Below are 19,645 nucleotides of genomic sequence, written 5' to 3' on the forward strand. Positions count from 1 at the left end.
TGTAGGTGGATCGATTGGAAAGCGGGCCTGGCCCAGCCCCTGTACAGCAAGGCGCATGCCGGTGGGCCTTGATGCAACGAGTGGCGGGCAGGCCCGCTTGAACGGCCCGGCGCCGGACAGGGCGCCGGCGCACGCGTGTGCGCTACTTCTTGGCGGACACGCTTTGCTGCAGCGCCTTGGCGGCCTGCAGATGCTGCTGAAGACTGGGCAGCGTTTCGATCGCAAATTGCTTGACCTCGGGGTCCTTCACTTCCTTCGAAGCCTTTTCGAACAGCTTGACGGCGTCCTCGTGCGCATCCACGCCGATCTCGTCCGCGTAAGCCTTGTCGAAGCCTTCGTCGCGCAAGCCCATCGCCTTGAGCTTGGCGGACTGCATCATCGACGGATCCTTCGGGGGTTCGAAACCCTTGCTCTTGGCCAACGCCTCGAGCTTCTGGCCCACCTTCGTGTGATCGTCGATCATCATCTGCGCGAACTTCTTGACCTCGGCGTTCTGCGACTTTTCCAGCGCCATCTTGCTGCCAGCAATCTCGAGATGACCGGACTCGGCCGCGTCGCTCAAAAAGCCACGAGCCTCGCTGTCCAGCTTGTTCGTTGCGGCGGGCACCTGCCCGCCAGGGGCGGCGGGCGTCTGCGCCAGCGCAACCGAACCCATGCTGAGGACAATTGCAGCGCCAAGCCCTGCCTTCAAAAGACGGTTTTTCATTCGGACCTCCAGTAGATGTAGCGTCGCCGGATGACGGCGCGATGCCGTCTGACGAACGGCCACGTTCCAGCAAACGTCATTCCCAATGGCGAGCTTCGCTTCGCGCCCGGCGAGCATCGCCGGGCTTATTCAACCGAAATCGCCTTCGCCCACCGCTATCGGCCCATCGGTCGGAACCCATTGCGTACGATGCGCCAGGTCGCGCAACGCGTCCTCGCTGCGCTCGAAAGCGCGCAGCAATTCCGGCGCCGTATCGTCCGCGGCGCCAAAACGGCGCCGCAGCACATCACCGGATATTTCGAACTGCCGCGTGACGCCGGCGGTTTCCATCTCGAACACAATGGCGTCGCCTTGCGCTTTGGCGTTGGTGGCTTTGGTGAACTTCATGCGGTCCTCCTGTCGTGTGGTCGATACGCGATGCCCGAGCGCCGCAAGTCGCGGGCCTGACCGAACCGCGCCAATGGGCGGTGCCGCGAGCTGTTCACGCACGCGCCGCGACGCCAGTCATTTTTTCCGGTCGTGTAGAAATCCCCTCACCCCGAACGCGTCACGAGGCGGGCGTCACGCAGAGCGCAATCGCTTTGCAATCAGAAGACCGCGCGCGTGCGCGATGGGAACGCCAGTTGCGGGCATCAAGGTGTCACAGCGACACAGTTATCGGATTCTGGTTGGGGAACCCGATGGCTGGCACGGCCTCGCCACGTCGCTGTGGCCTTGCGTTTTGTTTGAACCGTGAGTCTTTGCCCCGCATGGCGGGGCACTTTTTTGAGGATCGACGGACAGGTCTTACGGCGATGTAACAGAGAAACGCGAAGTTACACGCCCTTCGTTGCGCGAGCGTTTTGCGCTGGGCAAACTAGGCGCTCGCATCTTTTGGGAGAGTTGCCATGCAAGTGGATATCCAGAAGCTGGGAGCAGACGCCGCGCGCCAGGGGTTGACCCTTTTGGATTGCCCCTACCTTCGCACCGCAGCCATGCCTGCGCACACCGGCGAATCCGTCAATGAATGGCGCAGCCGCGTCGAGATGTGGAAAGCCGGCTGGAAAGACGGCGTCAAGTCTCGGGCAGTGAGCCGCGCCCCTTCGTCCCCCTTCATGAGCACGCGCAGGTAGTCTCTGCCTGCTGTGCATGTCCCGCCGGGCCCTGGACCTCGTCCAGGGCCCGAGTTGCTTGGGGCGCTGAATGCCCGGCCAGCTGACTACTGGTCGGTCGCTCAAGGCGATCTGAGGTTAGTCGGGAATTATTGCACTTTGTTGCACCCCGGCGGAGGCAGTTTTTGGAAAATCCCGTTGCAGCACGATTCTCATACCCCACACTCTCTGGAGCGCACGATGAATACTGAACAAGGTATTTGCGTAGATGGATTCAAAGTCCACTGCGACGTCATTGAGTTGCCCACCGGCAAGTATCGGTTGGACGTCACGACCCGGCGTGACGGCGACCTTGAGGACCAGCAGGCTGTCTGGCCCATTCCGAGCGGCAAGCTGTTTTCGGCTCAGCATGAGGCCGAGCGGCACGCGAAGTGGATTCTCAAGGGCATCCGGCGCGTCGACCCTAGCGGCACGCCGCAGTTCTGCCTGACCTGACGCGCGCCGCGCGGGGTCCGCTGGAGCGCCTTCGGGCGCTCTTTTCATGTGACGTACCGGCCGCCCGGGCACGCGCATTGCTAGGCCTCGACGGCCACACCCGGCCGGCAGCTTCGCGAACCACGCTCCGGTCTTTTACCCTCGGGAGCATCCATGGATCGGCCTTGCCACGGCTCACAACCGGATTCAACGTTCACGGCCTCTGCGCTTGCGCGTCTTCCGGCAGCGCGCGGCCTCTTTTCGGGATCGTATTAAGTGCCCCGCCAGACCTCCCCAGCCGGCCAGGCGCTGCCGGACCCGCGGACCTCGATGCTGAGGGGTCTGATGGGAACGGGTCTGCTCATCGTGTGCGGGCTGGGCGTGTTCGCGTTATGGCGATACCTGGACGCCGGCCATCCCGCTGTTGGCGCCGCGTTGTTGGGCGGCTTGCTCGCGGCGGGCGCGACCGCGCTGGGCGCGTTGCCGGTCGCGTTCTCGCAACGCGTGCCCGAGCGGGTGCAGGACACCCTGCTGGGATTCGGCGCGGGCATCATGCTGGCCGCCTGCGCGTTCTCGTTGATCATTCCGGGCCTGGACGCGGCCCGGCAACTCGGGAGCGGCCCCTGGGGCGCGGGTCTGACCATCGCGGGCGCCATCCTGCTCGGGGCACTGGCGCTGCTGCTCTTGGACCGCGTGCTGCCCCACGAGCATTTCATCAAGGGCAAGGAAGGCAAGCCGGCACGCAACCTGCGCCGCACCTGGCTGTTTGTGTTCGCCATCACGCTGCACAACTTTCCGGAAGGCCTGGCGATCGGCGTCGGCTACGCCGGCGCCGATCCCGTGCAGGCGGGTTCGCTCGCCATGGGCATTTCAATCCAGGACGTTCCCGAGGGACTGGTGGTGGCCATTGCCCTGCTCGCCGCGGGCTATCGGCGCGCATTCGCCGTTGGCTTCGGGATGGCATCGGGTCTGGTGGAACCGCTGGGCGCCGTGCTTGGCGCGGCCATTGTGGGCTGGTCGGCCTCGCTCTTGCCCTGGGGATTGGGCTTTGCGGCTGGCGCCATGCTGTTCGTCATCAGCCACGAAATCATTCCCGAGACTCATCGAAAAGGCCACGAGGTTCCCGCGACCTGCGGCCTCATGCTGGGATTCGTGCTCATGATGCTGCTGGACACGGCGCTGCAATGATGTCGCCGGACGTTGCGGCGTGACCGGTATAAGCGGATCCCCCTACACCGTTGGATGTCGGCCGCGTTGACGACGCCCATCCGATTTCAGTAATGTAAATCGGTGAGCCTGCCGGCTCACTTTTCCCCTGTAAGCCATTCCATCTGCAAGCCAACCCCAGGAGCTCGAACATGAAGAAGCACCTACTGATGATTGGTCTCATTGGCTCGCTGACCTTTTCGGTCACCGGCCAGGCAGCTGATGCGAAAAAGCCTCTCGGCATGTGGCAATGCCAGGACTTCCTCGACGTCCAAGAGAGCTTTCGTCCCGTCGTCGTCAGCTATGCAGAAGCGCTGAACAACAAAGGCAAGCCCGAAGAGGCCGTGGTCGACGTAGAGGGCATCAGCACCCGCACGCCGATGCTGGTCAAGCAGTGCAACGAAAACCCCAAGCTCATGCTGCGCGACGCCTTGGCGGGTCTGAAAAAGTAAATGTCTCGACGCCCCTGAGGCTCAGGCTTCGGGGGCTTACCTCGGCTTCCCTAACGCACGAGGAACAACATTTGCTGCGGTCGGCGCTCCGTGCATGGGAGGCCCCGTAATGAATTCATGGATATTTGGAGATTGGCTCAACGCGCACCCGATGGCGCTTTGGATCATCGCACTCGGCGTGGGCGCGGTGCTTTTCATGGTGCTTGCGACCGTGCTGAAGGTGGTGCGCGCGCGGCTGGAGGCGCGGGCGCAATTGCCTGGCCATGGTTTTGCCAGCGCCATGTCGCAGATACTGCGGCGGACCAACTGGGTCGTGCTGGCGCTGCTGTGCCTGATGGCCGGCATCGACGTCAGCGATGCGCCCCTGCCCTGGAGCGGCGCCACCATCAGCCATCTGTGGTTCGTGCTGCTGGCGCTGCAGGGCGCCTTGTGGCTGGAGCGCGCCGTCGACGTGCTGGTGCGCCGCGCGGTGCTTGCACGTGGCGACGCGAGCCGCGTGACCGCCACCCTGCTCGGCCTGCTGCTACGCACCTTCGTCTGGGCCGTGGCGCTGCTGGCCATGCTGGACAATCTGGGTGTGAACATCACGGCGCTGGTCGCCAGCCTGGGCATCGGCGGGGTCGCCGTGGCCCTGGCCGTGCAGACCATCCTGAGCGACCTCTTCGCCTCCATTTCCATCGGCCTGGACAAGCCGTTTGAAGTAGGCGATTTCATCGTGTTCGGCGCGGTGGCCGGCAGCATCGAGCACATCGGCCTGAAGACCACGCGCATCCGCAGCCTGGGCGGCGAACAGATCGTGTGCTCGAATACCGAACTGCTCAAGCAGACGATCCAGAACTACAAGCGCATGCAGCAACGGCGCATCGTCTTCTCGGTACGCATCAGCTATAAGACCGACGTCGAACGTGCCGCGGCAGTGCCCGGCATCCTGCGCGACCGGATCAACGAGCAGAGCGATGTGCGATTCGACCGCGCCCACCTGGCGCGATTCGGCGACAGCGCGCTGGAGTACGAGGCCGTCTACTACCTGATGAGCGCGGATTACAACCGCTACATGGATACGCAGCAGTCCATCAACCTGGGCATCATGCGGTCGCTCGAGGCGGCAGGCATCGCGCTGGCGCTGCCCGAACGCATCGTCCACGTCAGCGCCGCCGAGGGCGAGTCCGAGGCGGAGCCCGTGATGGCCTCCGAGCGTGGGTAAGCGCGAGACGCGCATCCCGGGCGTAAATCAACAGTGCTGCGAATGATGGGCGCGGCTTGCGCGAGGGCAGGCACGGCACTTGCCGCCCAGGGACGTTTTCAAGGAGAGCACCATGAACGCACACCCTTCCCGCAGCCTCGATGCACCCGGCGCCCGCGATCCGCGGCACGCAGGCGCGAACGCGGATGGCAATCCCGCCCCGGAACCGTCAACCGAAGACCAGGTGGACATCGCGGACCGTGTCCAGAAGGGCCTGGGCAAGGCCAATGACCGCGAACGCGCACGCGAGGGCGAGTCCGTCGGCAAGGCGCCGGCCATCGATGGCAATCCCGCTCCGGAAGCGGACACCGACGGCGGGGTGTTCAAGCCCGCTGACGACACCCCTGCCGTGCTGCCCAAGAAATCTGGCCCGAAGGCATAGCCCTTACCACCCGAGAAGCGGCGTAGCCATGACCGGGCGAGCGCTTGCACCTGGCCCGCCCGCTACAACCCCAGCGACAGCAGCATCAGGAATGCGCCAAACAGCACAAAGTGCGTCAGGCCCTCGATGGCGTTCGTCTGCCCGTCGTTCAGGTTGATGGCCGCGACAACCAACGTGACCAGCATCATCAGCGTCTGCAGCGGCGTCATCGCCATGTTGATCCGCTGACCGGTGATCAACGCCATCGCCTCCATCGCCGGCACGGTCAGGATCACCGTGGACAGGGACGCGCCCAGTGCAATATTGACCACCGACTGCATGCGATTGGCCAACGCCGCGCGAAACGCCGTCAACATCTCGGGCGCCGCCGAGATGCCCGCCACAACCAGCGCGATCAGGCCGACGGGTACGTCCATCCCTTTCAGGCCGCGGTTCAGCGAGTGCGACATCAGTTCGGCCAGCGCGCCCACCGCCACAATGCCCACCGCCATCACGACTGCCGACTGGCGCCAATTTGGCTGCGCGCCCGCCGGCGCGGGCTTGCGCGTCTTCTTGTCCGGATAGCTGTAGCTGAAAAAATAGCTGTGGGGCCCGGTCTGCATGCGCACGAACACGCCGTACATTAGCAGCATCGACACCACCGTGAAAGCGCTGTACGCCCGCCAGCTTGGCTGCGGAACGAACTCGGGGATGATCATCGACACCGTGACGGCGGTCAGGATCATCACGCTGTACGTGCGCGCCGAATCGTCGTTGTAGGCTTGCTCGCCGTGCTTGAAGCCGCCGATCAGCGCGGCCACGCCAAGGATCCCGTTGATGTCCAGCATCACGGCCGAATAGATGCTGTCGCGCACCAGCGTCGGCGAGCCCGCCTTGGCCGACACGATCACCAGCACGATCACTTCGACCAGCACGGCCGACAAGGTCAGGATCATGCTGCCGTAGGGGTCGCCCAGCTTCTGCGCGATTCGTTCCGCATGGCGCGCAACACTGAGCGACGCGGCAAGAATCGCGGCGATCAGCACGACCGTTTCAACAAGGCTGCCGGCCTGGCCTAGCCCTTCCAGATGCGGCTCAACAAAGAGCCCCGCGACCGCGAGCCCGCAGGCCAGCAGCAGGAACATTTCAGACTGCAGTAGAGATTTCATTGCAATGTGACGGGGCGAAAAACACCGTGAGCCTAGCACGTGCCATGCCGCGTGGAGCGCAAGCGTTCGGGCATGCAGCTTGCTGTCATTGAAAGTCCGCGCATATAAGGATGGAGTGCCATGCCGAAGAGGAACGCAGCAAAGCCGCGCGCAAAGTGCAAACCGCGATCCAGCCCAGGGAAGACCGGCAAAGCCAACGCGATTTCCCATTTTTTCGACCGCTTCGCGTCGCAGGTGACGAAGTGGGCAGGATCACCTGTCGCGTTCGGCATCGCCCTGATCGCGGTCGTGGTGTGGGGGATATCCGGCCCTGCCTTCGGGTTTTCGGAGACGTGGCAGCTCGTCATCAATACCGGCACCACCATCATCACGTTCCTGATGGTGTTTCTGATTCAGCAAAGCCAGAATAAAGACAGCGAGGCGCTGCACCTGAAGCTGGACGAACTGCTGATTGCAGTGGAAGGCGCGGACGAGCAATTGGTGGATGCCGAACGCCTGGACGAGGACAAGCTACTTGCCCTGGCGTCCGCGCTGACGAGCCGGGCGCGCAAGCAGCATCGGCAACGCGCACGCAGTCGCCGCCGGCGATGAAGGCGAGCGGGTCAGGCGCTCGCCTAGCCCCGCGAGTGTCGGCCCGTGCAGCAAGCACGGGCGCGTCGCACTGTTGCCTTCCGCTATGGAATCGATGAAACGTCCCGGCCCGCCGGCGCGGCCGGCACGGGCGGGCTCTGCCGGTTTCGCTGCGTGGGCGGAATGGTCTGCATGACTGGAGACTGCTGAACGCCCCGGGCGGAATGATTTTGCTGCACACGCAATTTGCGCAGCCGCGCCACTTGAATATCCAAAAGCGCCCGAAGCCGCTCGATCTCCGCGTCGTCGGCCGACCTGGCGGCAGCGGCGCGCACGTCCGCCATCATCTTCTCCAACCGGGCCAGTTCCGGATCCGACATCGGATCGCTGACGCGCCGCACCTGCATGCGGCCCATCAGTTCGGCAACCCGGTCGCGCATGGCCACCGCTGCCATGGCGCGCAGCGGCTGGCGCAAAAAGCGCGGCCATCCCAGCGTCGCACCGGCGGCCAGCGCGACCGTCCGGGCCCACGCCCCGCCCGCTCTGTTGAGCGGCAAGCGTCGCGGCATGGGGACATCGAGCGCCTGGCGGTCGCGCTCCATCTTGGCCAGCAGGGCCTCTTTATCAGCCAGCGTGGTCGTCTTGGGCATAATGGCTCCGTGCAGCAGCGGTATCCAGGCGCACCTGATGACTCAGTTCCGCGAAGGGCGACGCTTTCGGCGCGCTCCGTGTCGAAATGGCCAGCGAAATCAGCGTGATCAGCAGCCAGGCGCCGGCCACCAGCCAGGCGGCCAGCTTGCGATGCTCGGTATCCCAAAAGCTCACAATCGCAGCCACCGAGATAAAGCCCAGCGTGCCCAACCCGCAAAACACAAGGGCCACGCTGCTGATGACGGTAGCAACCAGCGCCGACCGGTACAGGGATAACTCGATCCCCACCAGCTCCACATAGTCCCCCGACCGTTCGGCGGCAAAAGCCGCGATGCGGCGCAATCTACGCAATCGTTCTGCAATCATGGCGTCTCCTTGGCGCGTGGCTGTCAAGCCTGGCGGTCAAGGCTCGCGCAGCAATTGCCATTCCCGCGCCAGGACGACTACGTCCGCCCCGAGGCGCGCCCGCCAGTCAAACGGATCAACAGGCCCGCCAGTTGCTCGAGCCGGTAAGGCTTGGGCAGAAGCGGGATGCCGTCCTGTCCGGCCTTTTTCACTTCCTCGCCCATGAACCCGGTCATCAGCGCCACTGGAAGCCCCGGGTTCCGGATACGCACTTCGCGAGCCAATTGGATGCCGCTCTTGCCGCCCGGCATCATGGCATCCGTCAACATGACATCCACGCGCTCATGGCCGTTCAGCACTTCCAACGCCTCGGCGGCACTGGAAGCGGGCGTGACCGCATAACCCAGCTCTTGCAGCATGCTGGCGGTCAGCGCGGCGACTTCGGCGTCATCTTCCACCAGCAAGACATTCAACGTCGAGGCGCGTTCCCGAACCGCACGCACATCGGCCGGGCGGCCGCGCGTGGCGGCCTGTTTTGCCGACCGGGGCAGACACACCGAGACGGTGGTGCCCATGTCCGGCTGTGTGGAAAGCTCGATGGCGCCGCCCGACTGCTTGGCAAACCCATACGCTTGCGGCAGCCCCAGGCCCGATCCCTTGCCAACATCCTTGGTGGTGAAGAATGGCTCGAACACGCGCGCCGCCACCTCGTCAATCATGCCCGTGCCGGTATCCGTCACGCGCAACGCGACGTGGTCGACCGTCAACTCGCCCTGCCCCGGCGCGGCCACGTTTTCGGTCCGGATCTCGATCACGCCACCGTTGGGCATCGCATCGCGGGCATTGACCGCCAGGTTCAGGATGACGAGTTCCAGCTCGCCGGGATCGACCTCCACCGGCCACAGGCCATCGGCCAACGCCAGCGAAACGACGATGTCGCCGCGCAGGCTGCGCTCCAGCATGTCGAGCATGTCGCGAACGACCGTGTTCAAGTCCACGACCTGCGGACGCAAGGCCTGGCGGCGGGCAAACGTCAGCAACTGCCGCGACAACGAGGCGCCCCGGTCCACCGCCTGCCGCATCGACGCATACAGGCGTGTGCGCCGCGCATCGTCGATGGGACGCTGCAGCATTTGCAGTCCCCCCGAAATGACCATCAGCAGGTTATTGAAATCGTGGGCCACGCCACCCGTCAGTTGTCCCAGCGCCTCAAGCTTCTGGGCCTGGCGCAGCGACTCTTCAATCCGGCTGCGCTCGAGCATCTGTTGCTGAAGTGCGGCATTGGCCATTTCCAGCTCCCGGGTCCGGCTTGCCACCATGGACTCGAGCGCCTGGGCCGCCTGCTTTTCGGCCAACAACAGAGAACGGATCTCATACTGGCGCATCCTTGCGCGCGCCGCCGTCTGCACCATTGTCGTCAGGGCAAGGCTTTGGGTCGGCCGCTCCAGCAGCGACACGTTGCCCAGCAGTTCCGTCATCTTCTTGCGCCACCGCACGACGGGTCCGCTCTGCGACTTGCCGGTCAGCACGACAAACGGCAGTCCGGACCAGGCCGGCTGCGCCTTCAGCCATTCGCTCACCAAGTCCAGATTCTTGCCGAACAGCCCTTCCTCGGTGATGCAAGCCGTCAGGGCGCCGGTTTCCGCCTGCATCAGCAGGTCTTCCGCATCCTTGCACACGTAAGTGGAGAAGCCGGCGCGCTGCAGCAGCCGAGCGCCCGCCGAGCCATCGCGACCGATCGGGGCATATACCAGAACACGCGCTTCGGCATCCTCAGGACGAAGCATCGGGTACGCTCAATAGTCGCAGGTCTTCACCCGTGTACTGCGGGGTGCCCGAAAACAGTCCATGGAAGGCGGTCAAGGGCGGCCCCAGGGTCAGACCTGCCGACGACATGGTGAATTCGCGCATCACGTGTTCATGCGCGCCGCTGCGTTTCTTGACGACCGAAATTGCACGACGCACGCGTCCGCCGTATTCGAAGTAGCGCAACATGATCACCGTATCGCTGAGATAGCTGATGTCCAGCGGCGTTTCCATCGGGCCCACCAGACCATGCTCGGCAAGCACCATCACGGTCGTCACCCCTTGCTGGCCAAGGTAGCTGAGCAGTTCGTGCATCTGCAGAATCAGAAACCGTCCGTCGGGCATGGCGTTCATATACCCGTTCAGGCTGTCGAAAATCACGATGCGCGCCTCGCCCTGCTCGACAGCGCGCCGCACCAACGCCGTGAATTCGCCCGGGGACATTTCGGCGGGATCGATTTGCTTGAAGTTCAGCAACCCGGCATCCAGCGCGGTATCCAGTTCCATCCCCAGCGCGCGGGCACGCGCAAAAAATGTGGACCGCGATTCGTCAAACGCAAAAATTGCCGCACGCTCGCCTCGCTGCGTTGCGGATGCCGCGTAGGTGGCCGCCAACGAGGACTTGCCCACGCCGGCCGCGCCAATCAGCAGCGCGTTGGTGCCACGGTCCAGGCCACCGCCCAACAGGCTGTCCAGCTCCGCGTTGCCGCTGGGGGTGGGCGTCGGATGAAACTCCTTGTGATGCTCGGCCGCGACGAGCCGCGGATAGACCTCCAGCCCGCCCCGCTTGATCGTGAAGTCGTGATAACCGCCCCGAAAGTCCACGCCGCGCATTTTGAGAATGCGCAGCCGCCGCCGCTGGGCACCGAAATCGACGGCCACCTGCTCAATGGCGATGACGCCGTGCGAGATGGAGTGCAACTGCAGGTCGTCGTCTTTGGCCGCCTGGTCGTCCAACAGAATCACGGTGCATTGGCGATTCGCGAAAAAGTGCTTCAATGCCAGGATCTGGCGGCGATAGCGCAGCGACCCCTGCGCCAGCAGTCGAAGTTCAGAGAGGCTGTCAACGACGACCCGCGACGGATTCAGCGATTCCACCTTGTCCAGAATGAGCCGCGTGGTTTCGGTCAGCTCCATCTCGGCGGGGTGCAAGACCGTGAGCTCCCGCTCGGGGTCCAGCACGTCTTCCGACACGATTTCCAGGATCTCGACGCCATCCAACGACCATCCATGACGATGCGCGACGAGGTCGAGCTCAGCCGGACTTTCCGACAGCGCGACATACAGCGCGCCCTCGCCCTGGCGGACACCCTCCAGCAGAAACTGCATGCCCATGGTGGTCTTGCCAGTCCCTGGCCGCCCTTCGCAGAGATACATCCTGTTGGGATCCAAACCGCCGCCCAGAATATCGTCGATCCCGGGATTACCGGTCGAAATGCGGGGGTCAGGCTTGAAAGCCGCAGTCTGTTCTTCAATCGATGCGCTCATGGCTTTCCCGTGAATACGAGTGAAGCACCAAGCATATCGCCATCGTCAAATGGGATCAGCCGCTTAGACGGAAAGAGATGTTACGTACTGAATCGCTGCGCCGGGCCACAAGCGGCTGTGCAATAAAAGGAAAACCCAGGGCGCAGCGCCGCCGGACGAGGGCCCAATATGTCCCCAAAAAATAAAAACCCGCCTTCCAGAATGTGGAAGGCGGGTTTTTTATTTTTACTTAATACTTCGATTTACTCGAACGAAATCTGAAGCTGGGGATTGATCTTCCATTCGAAGCGGGCACTTGCCTCGCCGCCACCGGCGTCTTGGGCCAGCACCACGTAACGGCCCTCTTGCGGCGTGGGCGGCACCAGACCGCGCAGCGTGCCGGTGGCCTCGTCAAACTTCAGGCCTTCGGGAAGTCGGGCAGGCGTCGTGCCGTCCTTGTCGAAGAGCGCGTAGCGCACCGCGCCGCTACCGCCCGTGGCGTTCACCACCGGCAATGCCGTCGGCATCGTGGCGCCGGCCGTAAGTTCGATCGGGTTGGTCGAGATTTCGAGCGCGGGCGCCAGGTTGAAGTCGACCGGAATCGAAACGCGGGCGCCGCCTTCGTCGCTGATGGTGGCGGTCAGGCCGGCCATTTTTTCCAGAGACTTGGGCACCGCGCCACTGACGCGGCCGCTGCCGTCGAGCACCAAGCCGGACGGGATACGCATGGCGCTGCCATCAGCGTTTGAATAGGACACGGCGTAGTTCCCGGTGCCGCCGCTGACGTTGATGAACTTGACGGGGCTCTTGATCCGGCCGCCCGCCGTCGCTTGAATGGAACCGCCTTCGACATTCAAAGGCGGGTTGATAGTCAGTTGCACCGCCCGGCTGGCCTTGCCGCCACCGCTATCTTCGACTTGGATCAGATAGGTCAGCGTCTTGGGGCTGGCGACGGAGGGTGCGGCGCCCGAGAGCGAGCCGTCGGATCCGAACACCAGGCCGGCGGGCAGTTCGGCGGGCTTGCCGCTGGTGTCGAGCAACCGGAAGTTCAAGGTGCCGGTTCCGCCGGAGGTACGCACACGGATCAACTGGGAATTAAGCGTTGCGCCCGACGTGATGGACAGCCCCTTGTCGGGAGCAATGGCCGTGCCGCGGGACCGGGCAATTTCCTGACCGCCCGTGGACGTCGGGGAGGCGGCAGGCGTGCCCTTGACGGGCGCGGCGCGTTGCGAGATTTTGCCCACGGGCGGTTTGAAGTCTTCGGCAGCGATGGCTTGGCCTGGCTTGACTGCGATCAGTCCAACAGCGACTCCCAAGCACGCGAATCGGGAGATTATTTTTTTATTCATAACAGTCCTTGTGACTCAATCAACGATGCGCTCTGCGCGTTAAATATCACTCAACAGGCCGAGCGTAAAAACGCTCGGCCTGCGAGACCCAATAACCGCGTGCGCCTCAGACAAACTTGACGCTCCGCCATGTCTCTTTGCATTTGCATCGCAGAACCGCGCAAGGCTGCAGGCCACGATCAGCACTGACGTATCGGAAGACTGGGCGAGACATTATTTCAAGAACAAGAGGCTGGAATGGAGAGTAAAACTACCCTTTTGCCAGCACATAATCGGATTACCCCTCGCTCGAGCGCCAGTCAGTGCCGGGCTTTATCAGACCGATGAACAGCCGGGCCAACGCAAGCGAAGAATTGATATTCAGCTTGGAATAAACACGCGCCTTGTGGTTGTCGACGGTTCGCACGGAGATATGCAGATGTTCCGCGATTTCCTTGCTGGAATGCCCCGCAATCACACCTTGGACGATCACAAGCTCACGTTGCGTCAGCAGCGCCTTTCGCGCTTCTTCCTGTTCCGCCCGCACGCGATTCAAATGCGCGCGGCGGCTCAGGCGCAGCGCAAAGTGAATGGCATGGGATAGACGGCTGGAATTGAGCGGCTTGGCAAAGAAGTCCACCGCACCACGCCGCATGGCCTCGACGGCGTCGCCGAATTCAGGCTCGGACTTGATGAAGATCATCGGCAGGGCGGCGTTTGCCTGAGCCAAATCGCGATCGACAGCCCTATCTGCGGTCAATTTTCCAAAGTCCATGATCAGGCAGTCGCACTCGCCCTCGGAATAAATGGACAGGAAATCACGCACTGTCCGGCTCTGTATGACGTCGATGGAAAAATTGGCCAGAATCCGTCGAACGGCCCATTCCGATGACTCGTCCTCGTCGACGATGTAGGCCTTGGCGCCGATGGGAAATGGGTCCGCGTGGGCCGCCCGCACCGCCACCCCGCGCGGCGCATGGAACGCGTCATGGATAAACCGAGGGTGATACTGCCCCCAGTGCAGCGACTGTTCGGAATACGGCATCGTCTGTTATGGCAAGAACGCAAAATCGCGCATCCCGGCAATCTGGGCAGCACTGCGCGCAAGTGACGAAGTATAGGAACGCGTCCACAAGCATTCCCATCAGAAATCTTCGATTCTTTGGACCGTCCGTCTCGCAGGCGCCTCGCGTGGCCACGGCATTCACTGCTGCCGGCGTTTTCATGATGGAAGTCAACATCGACGCTGGCCTAATCCGCAATTCTGTCCGGATGGTCGTCATGCCGGATAAATCGTGCGAAACGAGCCTCGCGCCCACGCTCGCCGGTGAAGCGCGACTCAACGATGCGGTGAGCGTGGGAGACACAAATGGCCCGCAGACTCAAGTCGTTCATCCTGGCCGCCGTGTTGTTGGCGCCCCTGCTCGCGTTCGGGGCCGCTGGCGACGAGGCGCGTTCCACGGCCCCTGCCCTTGAATTGACGCTGGAGACAGCCCCCGTCGAGATCGACGGCCAGGTTCTGTTCTGTTCACGGTTCGTGGGTTGTCATCGTTTCCGGCCGAGAAACGGGCGCAATCCATTGGGCGAAGAATCGAGGAAGCGGCCGGCGATGCCGCCTTCGCGAGCGCCGGGCTGAAAGTGGACACCCTCGAAACCGGCGCGGTCATCCTGGCAGGCAAGACGGCATTGATGGTCGTCACGGATGCGGACGCCCAGCTCGAGCAAACCACGCGCGAAAACCTCGCGGCCTTGCACCTGGCGCGCATTCGCCAGGCCATCCTTGAATACCGGCTGACCCGCAGCACGGACTACCTGATCAAGGCGGCGCTTCATGCTGCCGGGGCCACCATCCTGCTGGCGGCCGGCATTGCGGTCTTGCTTCTGCTCAACCGCTGGCTGGACAAGGCCGTCTCCAGGGTTCTGAAGCGTCGCGTTCACGACGTGGACATCCAGTCGTTCGAGGTCGTGCGGTCGGACACGATCTGGAAAGCGTTGCATGGCGTAATCCTGGCGGTCGGGATCATGACCATCGTCGTGTCGATCTACGTATACCTGCAATATGTGCTTGCGCTCTTTCCCTGGACCCGTTCCGTCTCGAACGACCTGCTCGACCTGTCGACCCGTGCTGCCCGCAGACTTGGGAAGTCCACCGCCGAGATCATTCCCGACGTCCTGATCCTGACCCTCATCTATTTCCTGACCCGCTTTACGCTAGCCCGGGCCCGGAAATTCTTCGCCGCCGTGGAACAAAAGCGCGTCGTCTTCACGCAGTTCGAACCGGATTGGGCCATGCCGACCTACAAGCTGCTCCGGGTGCTGATCCTGGCGTTTGCGATTGTCGTTGCATACCCCTACATTCCGGGCTCCGAAACCGCAGCCTTCAAGGGCATCTCGATCTTCATCGGGCTCGTGCTGTCGTTAGGCTCTTCAACGGCAATATCCAACCTTATCGCGGGCTACCTGATGACCTACCGGCGGGTTTTCAAGGTTGGGGATCGGGTGAAAGTGGGCGATGTCGTCGGCGAAGTTGTGGCCGTCCGCCTTCAGGTGACGCATTTGCGTACGAATAAAAACGAAGAGGTGACCATACCGAACTCCCAGATTCTGAACAGCGACGTCACGAATTACAGTTCCCTTGCCGGCACCAAAGGTTTGATTCTTCGCACCACGGTCGGGATTGGCTACGAGGTGCCGTGGCGGCAGGTCGAGGCGATGATGCTCACCGCCGCCGCGCGCACCGCCGGTGTGCTTTCAGATCCGAGCCCCTTCATTCTCCTGACCAAACTGGGAGATTTTTCGGTTTCATACGAACTGAACGTTTATGTGCGCGACACAGAGATGATCGGCAAACGCTACGCCGAACTGCACCGCCACATCATTGATGTCTTCAACGAATACCAGGTGCAAATCATGACGCCTGCCTACGAGGGAGACCCCGAACAGCCCAAGGTCGTCCCGCCGGAACATTGGTACTCCGCGCCTGCGTCTCCGGACGTAAGACCCAAGCCCTGACACGCGCGACGCCGCCCGCGATCTATTTGCCGGGTGAATCAACGGTCGGCAAAGCGAAGCCCGGCGGCGAATGGGTCCACGGGAAGCCCTTCAACGCCATGTCATAGGCGGTGTCGTAGAGCGATCGCATGTATTCCGTGTCGAACTCCTCTCGATGCGGCGCCCGAAAGCTCGAGGGAATGAACGCAAGGTTGAACTGGACGCCATCACGGTGCGCTGTCGTGTAGATGCGGTAAAGATCGCCGATACCCTGGCTTTGAATCATGGACGCCACCGCGGGGCACGGTGATCGTCTGGCTGTTGTTTTGAGCTTGTATTTACCCTACCAGGGTCAGGACGGCAGACCGGTCCATGATCCAGATCACGACAGCCGCAACCGAGGCAACTACCAAAAAGGCGCGCCGGGCATTCCGAAGTCCCGCCGATGGCAACGAAACCGCCTTTTTCCCCTTCAACCGCCCTTTCTCCCAAACCTTCAGGACCAACAGGTAGCCGGCATAAACGAGGGGATACGCAATCAACAGATTCAAAAAGGTGCGATGCGGCAGCAGATCGTCGTGCGCCGTCAGCGCCAGCGCGCAGGCGGAACTGACCAGCAACATGCCGCTTTCGATGTAATCCTGGATCGACGCGATGGCCAGCTCTGCTTTGGGTGTTCCCCGCTGATGCCGGACAACGCCACGGCCCGCAGTCAACCCAGCCATGGCGGCAAGCCAGAACGAGCAATAGGAAAGAAAGTACGCCCTTCCGTCCGAGGAAGTGAAAAACGAAGCAGCGTCGCCGTCGTTCAGAAACATGATCACCACCACCGGAGGGGCCAGCAACAGAAGCGCCAGCCCAAACAGCGCCCAATCGGCGCCGGTCAACTTTTCCATGTGGTTCATCTACTTGCGCTCCGACAAGGCATCGTCATATTCAGATAACGGCAGCGGGCGGCCGAACTGAAATACCGTTCCGGTGGAATGCACGGCAATCAGGGTACGCGGCCGCCACGCACGACTCATTCGGCTCTGGCAAATTCACGCAGTGTGTTGTTTCTGAAAAGGATCGGGCCAAGATAGCGCGCACCGCCTTCTGTCAGATGGATGCGATCGTAAGAAATCAGCTCATCGTCCGGGGTGACAGCAGGGCAGCCATTATCTGCGCATACCGCGTTGAAGAAGTCCACGTATGTCCCAAAGCCCGCAACGCCCTCTTGCAGCGTTCGGCCGACTTCCAGTTGGTCGGCGTTGGGGAAAGACCGCACCTCGGCCCGCTGCTTCGCCGTCATTCTCATCATGTTGCGAATGTCCGGTGGCGCAAACTCCTTCGTGCCGACCACGAACAAGCGCTGATCCGAACGCAAATTCATGTGTTGAATTGTCTCTCGCAGTCTGGATGCGGACCATAGATGCCAGTTTGCGACCAGGAAAATCACGTCAGCCTTCGCAACCTGAGCCGTGGACTTCTTCAAGGAGCGGGCGTTCGCACACATGTGCCGCTCGGCTGCCGGAATGTGCGCCGACACATCGTCATCCGTCCAGACAATCTGACATTGCGCAGGCACGTAAATAGTCCGGACCTCGTCGGCCTTCCAGGCGCCGGCCTCGGCAGCCATATTCACGAAATCCTGCGCCTGGCTGTCTCCGATCACCAGCACGCGGCGCTTGCCGACTTCGTCGAAGTCCTTCTCAAGCGCGTTGAAGCGAGTGATGACGTAGGGCGTCTGCGCCTGAACGTTGTCGTACTCCTGCCAGCGCTTCTGTTCCTCGTTGTGACGAACAATGGCGCCCTGCCAGACCCACAGCGCCATGCCGATTCCAAAGACGGCCAACGATCCAAGTCCTAGGGTCCACATGGCCGGCCGGGTCTTGAATTTGGCGCGGTCCCGAAATGGCATTTCGACCACACGCCAACTGATCCAGCCCAACACCAGCGCCAGTCCGGTCAGGATCAAGCTGCCCCGAATCCCGAAGCCGGGCCGGATAATGTGCGCGAACGTGAATAGAGGCTGGTGGACCAGATAAGCGCTGTAGGAGATTAGCCCTACCCACACCAACGGCCGCACCGACAGAATCCGCCCCAGCGAATTGGTCCGCGTGGCGCCCAAGAGAACGAACGCCGATCCCACGGCGGGAATCAGTGCGGACAGGCCCGGGAAGAACACGGCGCTGTCGAAAGTCAGGATGGCGCCAAACACGCCGGCAGCCCCCAGCCAGCCGACGACGCCGCGAATATTCGGACGGGTTGCCAGGAATGTCCCCAGGGGGGACAGGGCGGCGAGGGAGCCGATCAACAGCTCATAAGCGCGGGTCGGAAGCCAATAGAACGCGGCGAGAGAACGCCCAGTTTGTACCGCCGCCTCGCTCACCGCCAACGATGCAAGCGCGCAAAGCAACAAGACCCAGACAACGGATCTGCGCGCAAAACGCCAAATGGCGATCATAAGCAGCGGGAATAGCACATAGAACTGCTCTTCGACGCTGAGGCTCCATGTGTGAAGTAGCGGGTTATCCAGACCTGCGGTGAAGTAGTTCGTCGTGTTCCAAAAGAAGATATTGGAGACGAAAGTGGTCACCGCGACCAGCCCCTGTCCAAGACGAACCAGTGCATACGGCCCCTGCAAAAACCAGGCGGCAATGGTGGTGCCGATCAGGACGGCCAAGAGCGCGGGAAGAATACGCCGCGCGCGCCGTTCATAAAAGCTGCCGAACGAAAACGACCCGGCATCCAGTTCACGCGCGATGATCGTCGTGATCAGGTAGCCGCTTATGACGAAGAAAATATCAACGCCGACAAAACCACCCGCCATCCCGGGAATTTTCGCGTGAAACAGAATGACCGCCAACACTGCAATAGCGCGTAGTCCGTCGATTTCAGGCCGGTATTTCAGATGCACGTCTGACATTCGTAATGTTCTTCTAATCTGCTTGATGTGATAATCGGGCGGCCGCCGCTGTCGGCCCCGGGCGATTATAGACACCGATTTTCTGCCAGCCCTGTTACGGGCGGGATTCTGCAGGAGCTTTCAGGCGTCTCTCTAGCTCGGTCAGAATATCTCGTGCCAGCATTGCATATTCCTCGGTGCAGGCATTGAGAACATCCCGGGCTCGGCTAGCAGCCCGATCGAATGAACGGCGGCACTGCGCCAACTGTTTGCCGACCTTGCTCAGTGAGACCAAATAACGCGGGGCGTTAAATTGGCCATTCAGGAATCCGTGTACCTGTTCAATACCCGGAACGGCCAGCAGCTATGCACCGAACAAAGCGTCGGGGCGCTGTGTTCCAAAATCAGGGGGGATTGGGTTAAGACGCCTGGCCGCGAGCGGTTCACCTTTCACGGCCTGCACGCCTACTTTGCGACGGTGCTGGTGGGCAGGGACGAGAACCCAGAAACGCACGCGACGCCGGCAACGACGCGCCGCGTTGATGGCGGGCGCCGGGTGGCCGAAATCGAGGGCAGCACTTAATGCGTGCCACCATTTTGCATGTCACCATTCTTGATTCATGCCACCATTTTGCAGAACGCAGAAAAGAAAAAAGCCGCTCTAGGCGGCTGATTTCTAAGGAATTCTTGGGGTGGCTGATGGGACTCGAACCCACGACAACCGGAATCACAATCCGGGACTCTACCAACTGAGCTACAGCCACCACTGGTACTGCTAAGCACTGCTGAACTTCTACAGCGCTTTCGCCGCAAACTTCTCTGAAACGTGTTTCGAAGGAAGCTCAACAACGAAGAGGCCGAATTCTAGCACGTTTTTTTAAAGCGTGTGAAATCACTC

At 62.1% G+C, this 19,645-nt stretch carries 21 protein-coding genes and 1 tRNA gene; 9 read left to right on the forward strand and 13 right to left on the reverse strand.

Going from position 1 to position 19,645, the window contains the following annotated elements; genetic code table 11:
• Nucleotides 1-142 precede the first annotated feature (142 nt).
• Both H4P35_RS18235 and H4P35_RS18240 read right to left on the reverse strand, forming a co-directional pair.
• The gene (locus tag H4P35_RS18235; protein ID WP_062842148.1) at nt 143-706 is read right to left on the reverse strand and encodes a DUF4142 domain-containing protein; all 564 of its coding nucleotides are present in this window, start codon (nt 704-706) and stop codon (nt 143-145) included.
• Between the two features lie 129 nt (nt 707-835).
• Nucleotides 836-1,093: a DUF1488 family protein gene (locus tag H4P35_RS18240; RefSeq protein ID WP_056323276.1), complete on the reverse strand. Its 258-nt coding sequence runs from the start codon at nt 1,091-1,093 to the stop codon at nt 836-838.
• A 500-nt stretch (nt 1,094-1,593) separates the two neighbouring features.
• On the opposite strand from H4P35_RS18240, the gene H4P35_RS18245 reads away from it, so the two are divergent.
• The 6 genes from H4P35_RS18245 to H4P35_RS18270 all read left to right on the forward strand — a co-directional run bounded on the left by H4P35_RS18245 (nt 1,594) and on the right by H4P35_RS18270 (nt 5,554).
• Nucleotides 1,594-1,818: a CrpP-related protein gene (locus tag H4P35_RS18245; protein ID WP_056323273.1), complete on the forward strand. Its 225-nt coding sequence runs from the start codon at nt 1,594-1,596 to the stop codon at nt 1,816-1,818.
• Nucleotides 1,819-2,037: 219 nt separating this feature from the next.
• Nucleotides 2,038-2,292 (forward strand): hypothetical protein, encoded by a 255-nt coding sequence (locus H4P35_RS18250; protein WP_152385046.1) that lies wholly within the window; start codon nt 2,038-2,040, stop codon nt 2,290-2,292.
• A 309-nt stretch (nt 2,293-2,601) separates the two neighbouring features.
• Entirely contained in the window at nt 2,602-3,459 is an 858-nt protein-coding gene (locus H4P35_RS18255) for a ZIP family metal transporter (protein ID WP_180100696.1), read from the forward strand.
• 170 nt (nt 3,460-3,629) lie between these two features.
• Entirely contained in the window at nt 3,630-3,929 is a 300-nt protein-coding gene (hdeA, locus tag H4P35_RS18260) for an acid-activated periplasmic chaperone HdeA (RefSeq protein ID WP_056323268.1), read from the forward strand.
• Between the two features lie 109 nt (nt 3,930-4,038).
• Nucleotides 4,039-5,133, forward strand: a complete 1,095-nt coding sequence (locus tag H4P35_RS18265; RefSeq protein WP_226846435.1) for a mechanosensitive ion channel family protein — start codon at nt 4,039-4,041, stop codon at nt 5,131-5,133.
• 112 nt (nt 5,134-5,245) lie between these two features.
• Nucleotides 5,246-5,554: a hypothetical protein gene (locus tag H4P35_RS18270; RefSeq protein ID WP_226846436.1), complete on the forward strand. Its 309-nt coding sequence runs from the start codon at nt 5,246-5,248 to the stop codon at nt 5,552-5,554.
• Between the two features lie 62 nt (nt 5,555-5,616).
• On the opposite strand, the gene H4P35_RS18275 is transcribed toward H4P35_RS18270, so the two are convergent.
• Nucleotides 5,617-6,702, reverse strand: a complete 1,086-nt coding sequence (locus H4P35_RS18275) for a calcium:proton antiporter (protein WP_056323262.1) — start codon at nt 6,700-6,702, stop codon at nt 5,617-5,619.
• A gap of 120 nt (nt 6,703-6,822) precedes the next feature.
• On the opposite strand from H4P35_RS18275, the gene H4P35_RS18280 reads away from it, so the two are divergent.
• Nucleotides 6,823-7,293 carry a low affinity iron permease family protein gene (locus H4P35_RS18280; RefSeq protein ID WP_226846437.1) on the forward strand — a complete coding sequence of 157 codons (471 nt, stop codon included), beginning with the start codon at nt 6,823-6,825 and terminating at the stop codon, nt 7,291-7,293.
• Nucleotides 7,294-7,376: 83 nt separating this feature from the next.
• Here H4P35_RS18280 and H4P35_RS18285 read toward each other — a convergent pair whose 3' ends face one another.
• The 6 genes from H4P35_RS18285 to H4P35_RS18310 form a co-directional block, all read right to left on the reverse strand.
• Nucleotides 7,377-7,922, reverse strand: coding sequence for a hypothetical protein (locus tag H4P35_RS18285; RefSeq protein ID WP_226846438.1), 546 nt, complete (start codon nt 7,920-7,922; stop codon nt 7,377-7,379).
• On the reverse strand, nt 7,897-8,289 hold the full coding sequence (locus H4P35_RS18290; RefSeq protein WP_226846439.1) for a phage holin family protein: 393 nt from the start codon (nt 8,287-8,289) through the stop codon (nt 7,897-7,899). Before H4P35_RS18290 ends, H4P35_RS18285 begins: the two co-directional genes overlap by 26 nt.
• A gap of 77 nt (nt 8,290-8,366) precedes the next feature.
• Nucleotides 8,367-10,055 carry an ATP-binding protein gene (locus tag H4P35_RS18295; protein ID WP_226846440.1) on the reverse strand — a complete coding sequence of 563 codons (1,689 nt, stop codon included), beginning with the start codon at nt 10,053-10,055 and terminating at the stop codon, nt 8,367-8,369.
• Nucleotides 10,042-11,562: an ATPase domain-containing protein gene (locus H4P35_RS18300; protein WP_226846441.1), complete on the reverse strand. Its 1,521-nt coding sequence runs from the start codon at nt 11,560-11,562 to the stop codon at nt 10,042-10,044. Before H4P35_RS18300 ends, H4P35_RS18295 begins: the two co-directional genes overlap by 14 nt.
• Nucleotides 11,563-11,804: 242 nt before the next feature.
• The gene (locus H4P35_RS18305; protein WP_056323250.1) at nt 11,805-12,857 is read right to left on the reverse strand and encodes an Ig domain-containing protein; all 1,053 of its coding nucleotides are present in this window, start codon (nt 12,855-12,857) and stop codon (nt 11,805-11,807) included.
• Nucleotides 12,858-13,167: 310 nt separating this feature from the next.
• Nucleotides 13,168-13,914 carry a response regulator transcription factor gene (locus H4P35_RS18310; protein ID WP_226846442.1) on the reverse strand — a complete coding sequence of 249 codons (747 nt, stop codon included), beginning with the start codon at nt 13,912-13,914 and terminating at the stop codon, nt 13,168-13,170.
• Between the two features lie 497 nt (nt 13,915-14,411).
• Here H4P35_RS18310 and H4P35_RS18315 point away from each other — a divergent pair, with 497 nt between their 5' ends.
• On the forward strand, nt 14,412-15,881 hold the full coding sequence (locus H4P35_RS18315; protein WP_226846443.1) for a mechanosensitive ion channel family protein: 1,470 nt from the start codon (nt 14,412-14,414) through the stop codon (nt 15,879-15,881).
• Between the two features lie 22 nt (nt 15,882-15,903).
• On the opposite strand, the gene H4P35_RS18320 is transcribed toward H4P35_RS18315, so the two are convergent.
• The 3 genes from H4P35_RS18320 to H4P35_RS18330 all read right to left on the reverse strand — a co-directional run bounded on the left by H4P35_RS18320 (nt 15,904) and on the right by H4P35_RS18330 (nt 18,768).
• Nucleotides 15,904-16,146 carry a hypothetical protein gene (locus tag H4P35_RS18320; RefSeq protein WP_226846444.1) on the reverse strand — a complete coding sequence of 81 codons (243 nt, stop codon included), beginning with the start codon at nt 16,144-16,146 and terminating at the stop codon, nt 15,904-15,906.
• 52 nt (nt 16,147-16,198) lie between these two features.
• Nucleotides 16,199-16,765, reverse strand: a complete 567-nt coding sequence (locus H4P35_RS18325) for a hypothetical protein (protein WP_226846445.1) — start codon at nt 16,763-16,765, stop codon at nt 16,199-16,201.
• 116 nt (nt 16,766-16,881) lie between these two features.
• Nucleotides 16,882-18,768 carry an acyltransferase family protein gene (locus tag H4P35_RS18330; RefSeq protein ID WP_226846446.1) on the reverse strand — a complete coding sequence of 629 codons (1,887 nt, stop codon included), beginning with the start codon at nt 18,766-18,768 and terminating at the stop codon, nt 16,882-16,884.
• A gap of 310 nt (nt 18,769-19,078) precedes the next feature.
• Here H4P35_RS18330 and H4P35_RS18335 point away from each other — a divergent pair, with 310 nt between their 5' ends.
• Entirely contained in the window at nt 19,079-19,330 is a 252-nt protein-coding gene (locus tag H4P35_RS18335) for a hypothetical protein (protein WP_226846447.1), read from the forward strand.
• A 105-nt stretch (nt 19,331-19,435) separates the two neighbouring features.
• Here the strand turns inward: H4P35_RS18335 and H4P35_RS18340 are convergent.
• A tRNA-His gene (locus H4P35_RS18340) sits at nt 19,436-19,511 on the reverse strand.
• Nucleotides 19,512-19,645: the final 134 nt, after the last annotated feature.

The sequence above is a fragment of the Achromobacter sp. 77 genome, assembly GCF_020541125.1.
GTDB classification, from domain to species: domain Bacteria; phylum Pseudomonadota; class Gammaproteobacteria; order Burkholderiales; family Burkholderiaceae_B; genus Achromobacter; species Achromobacter mucicolens.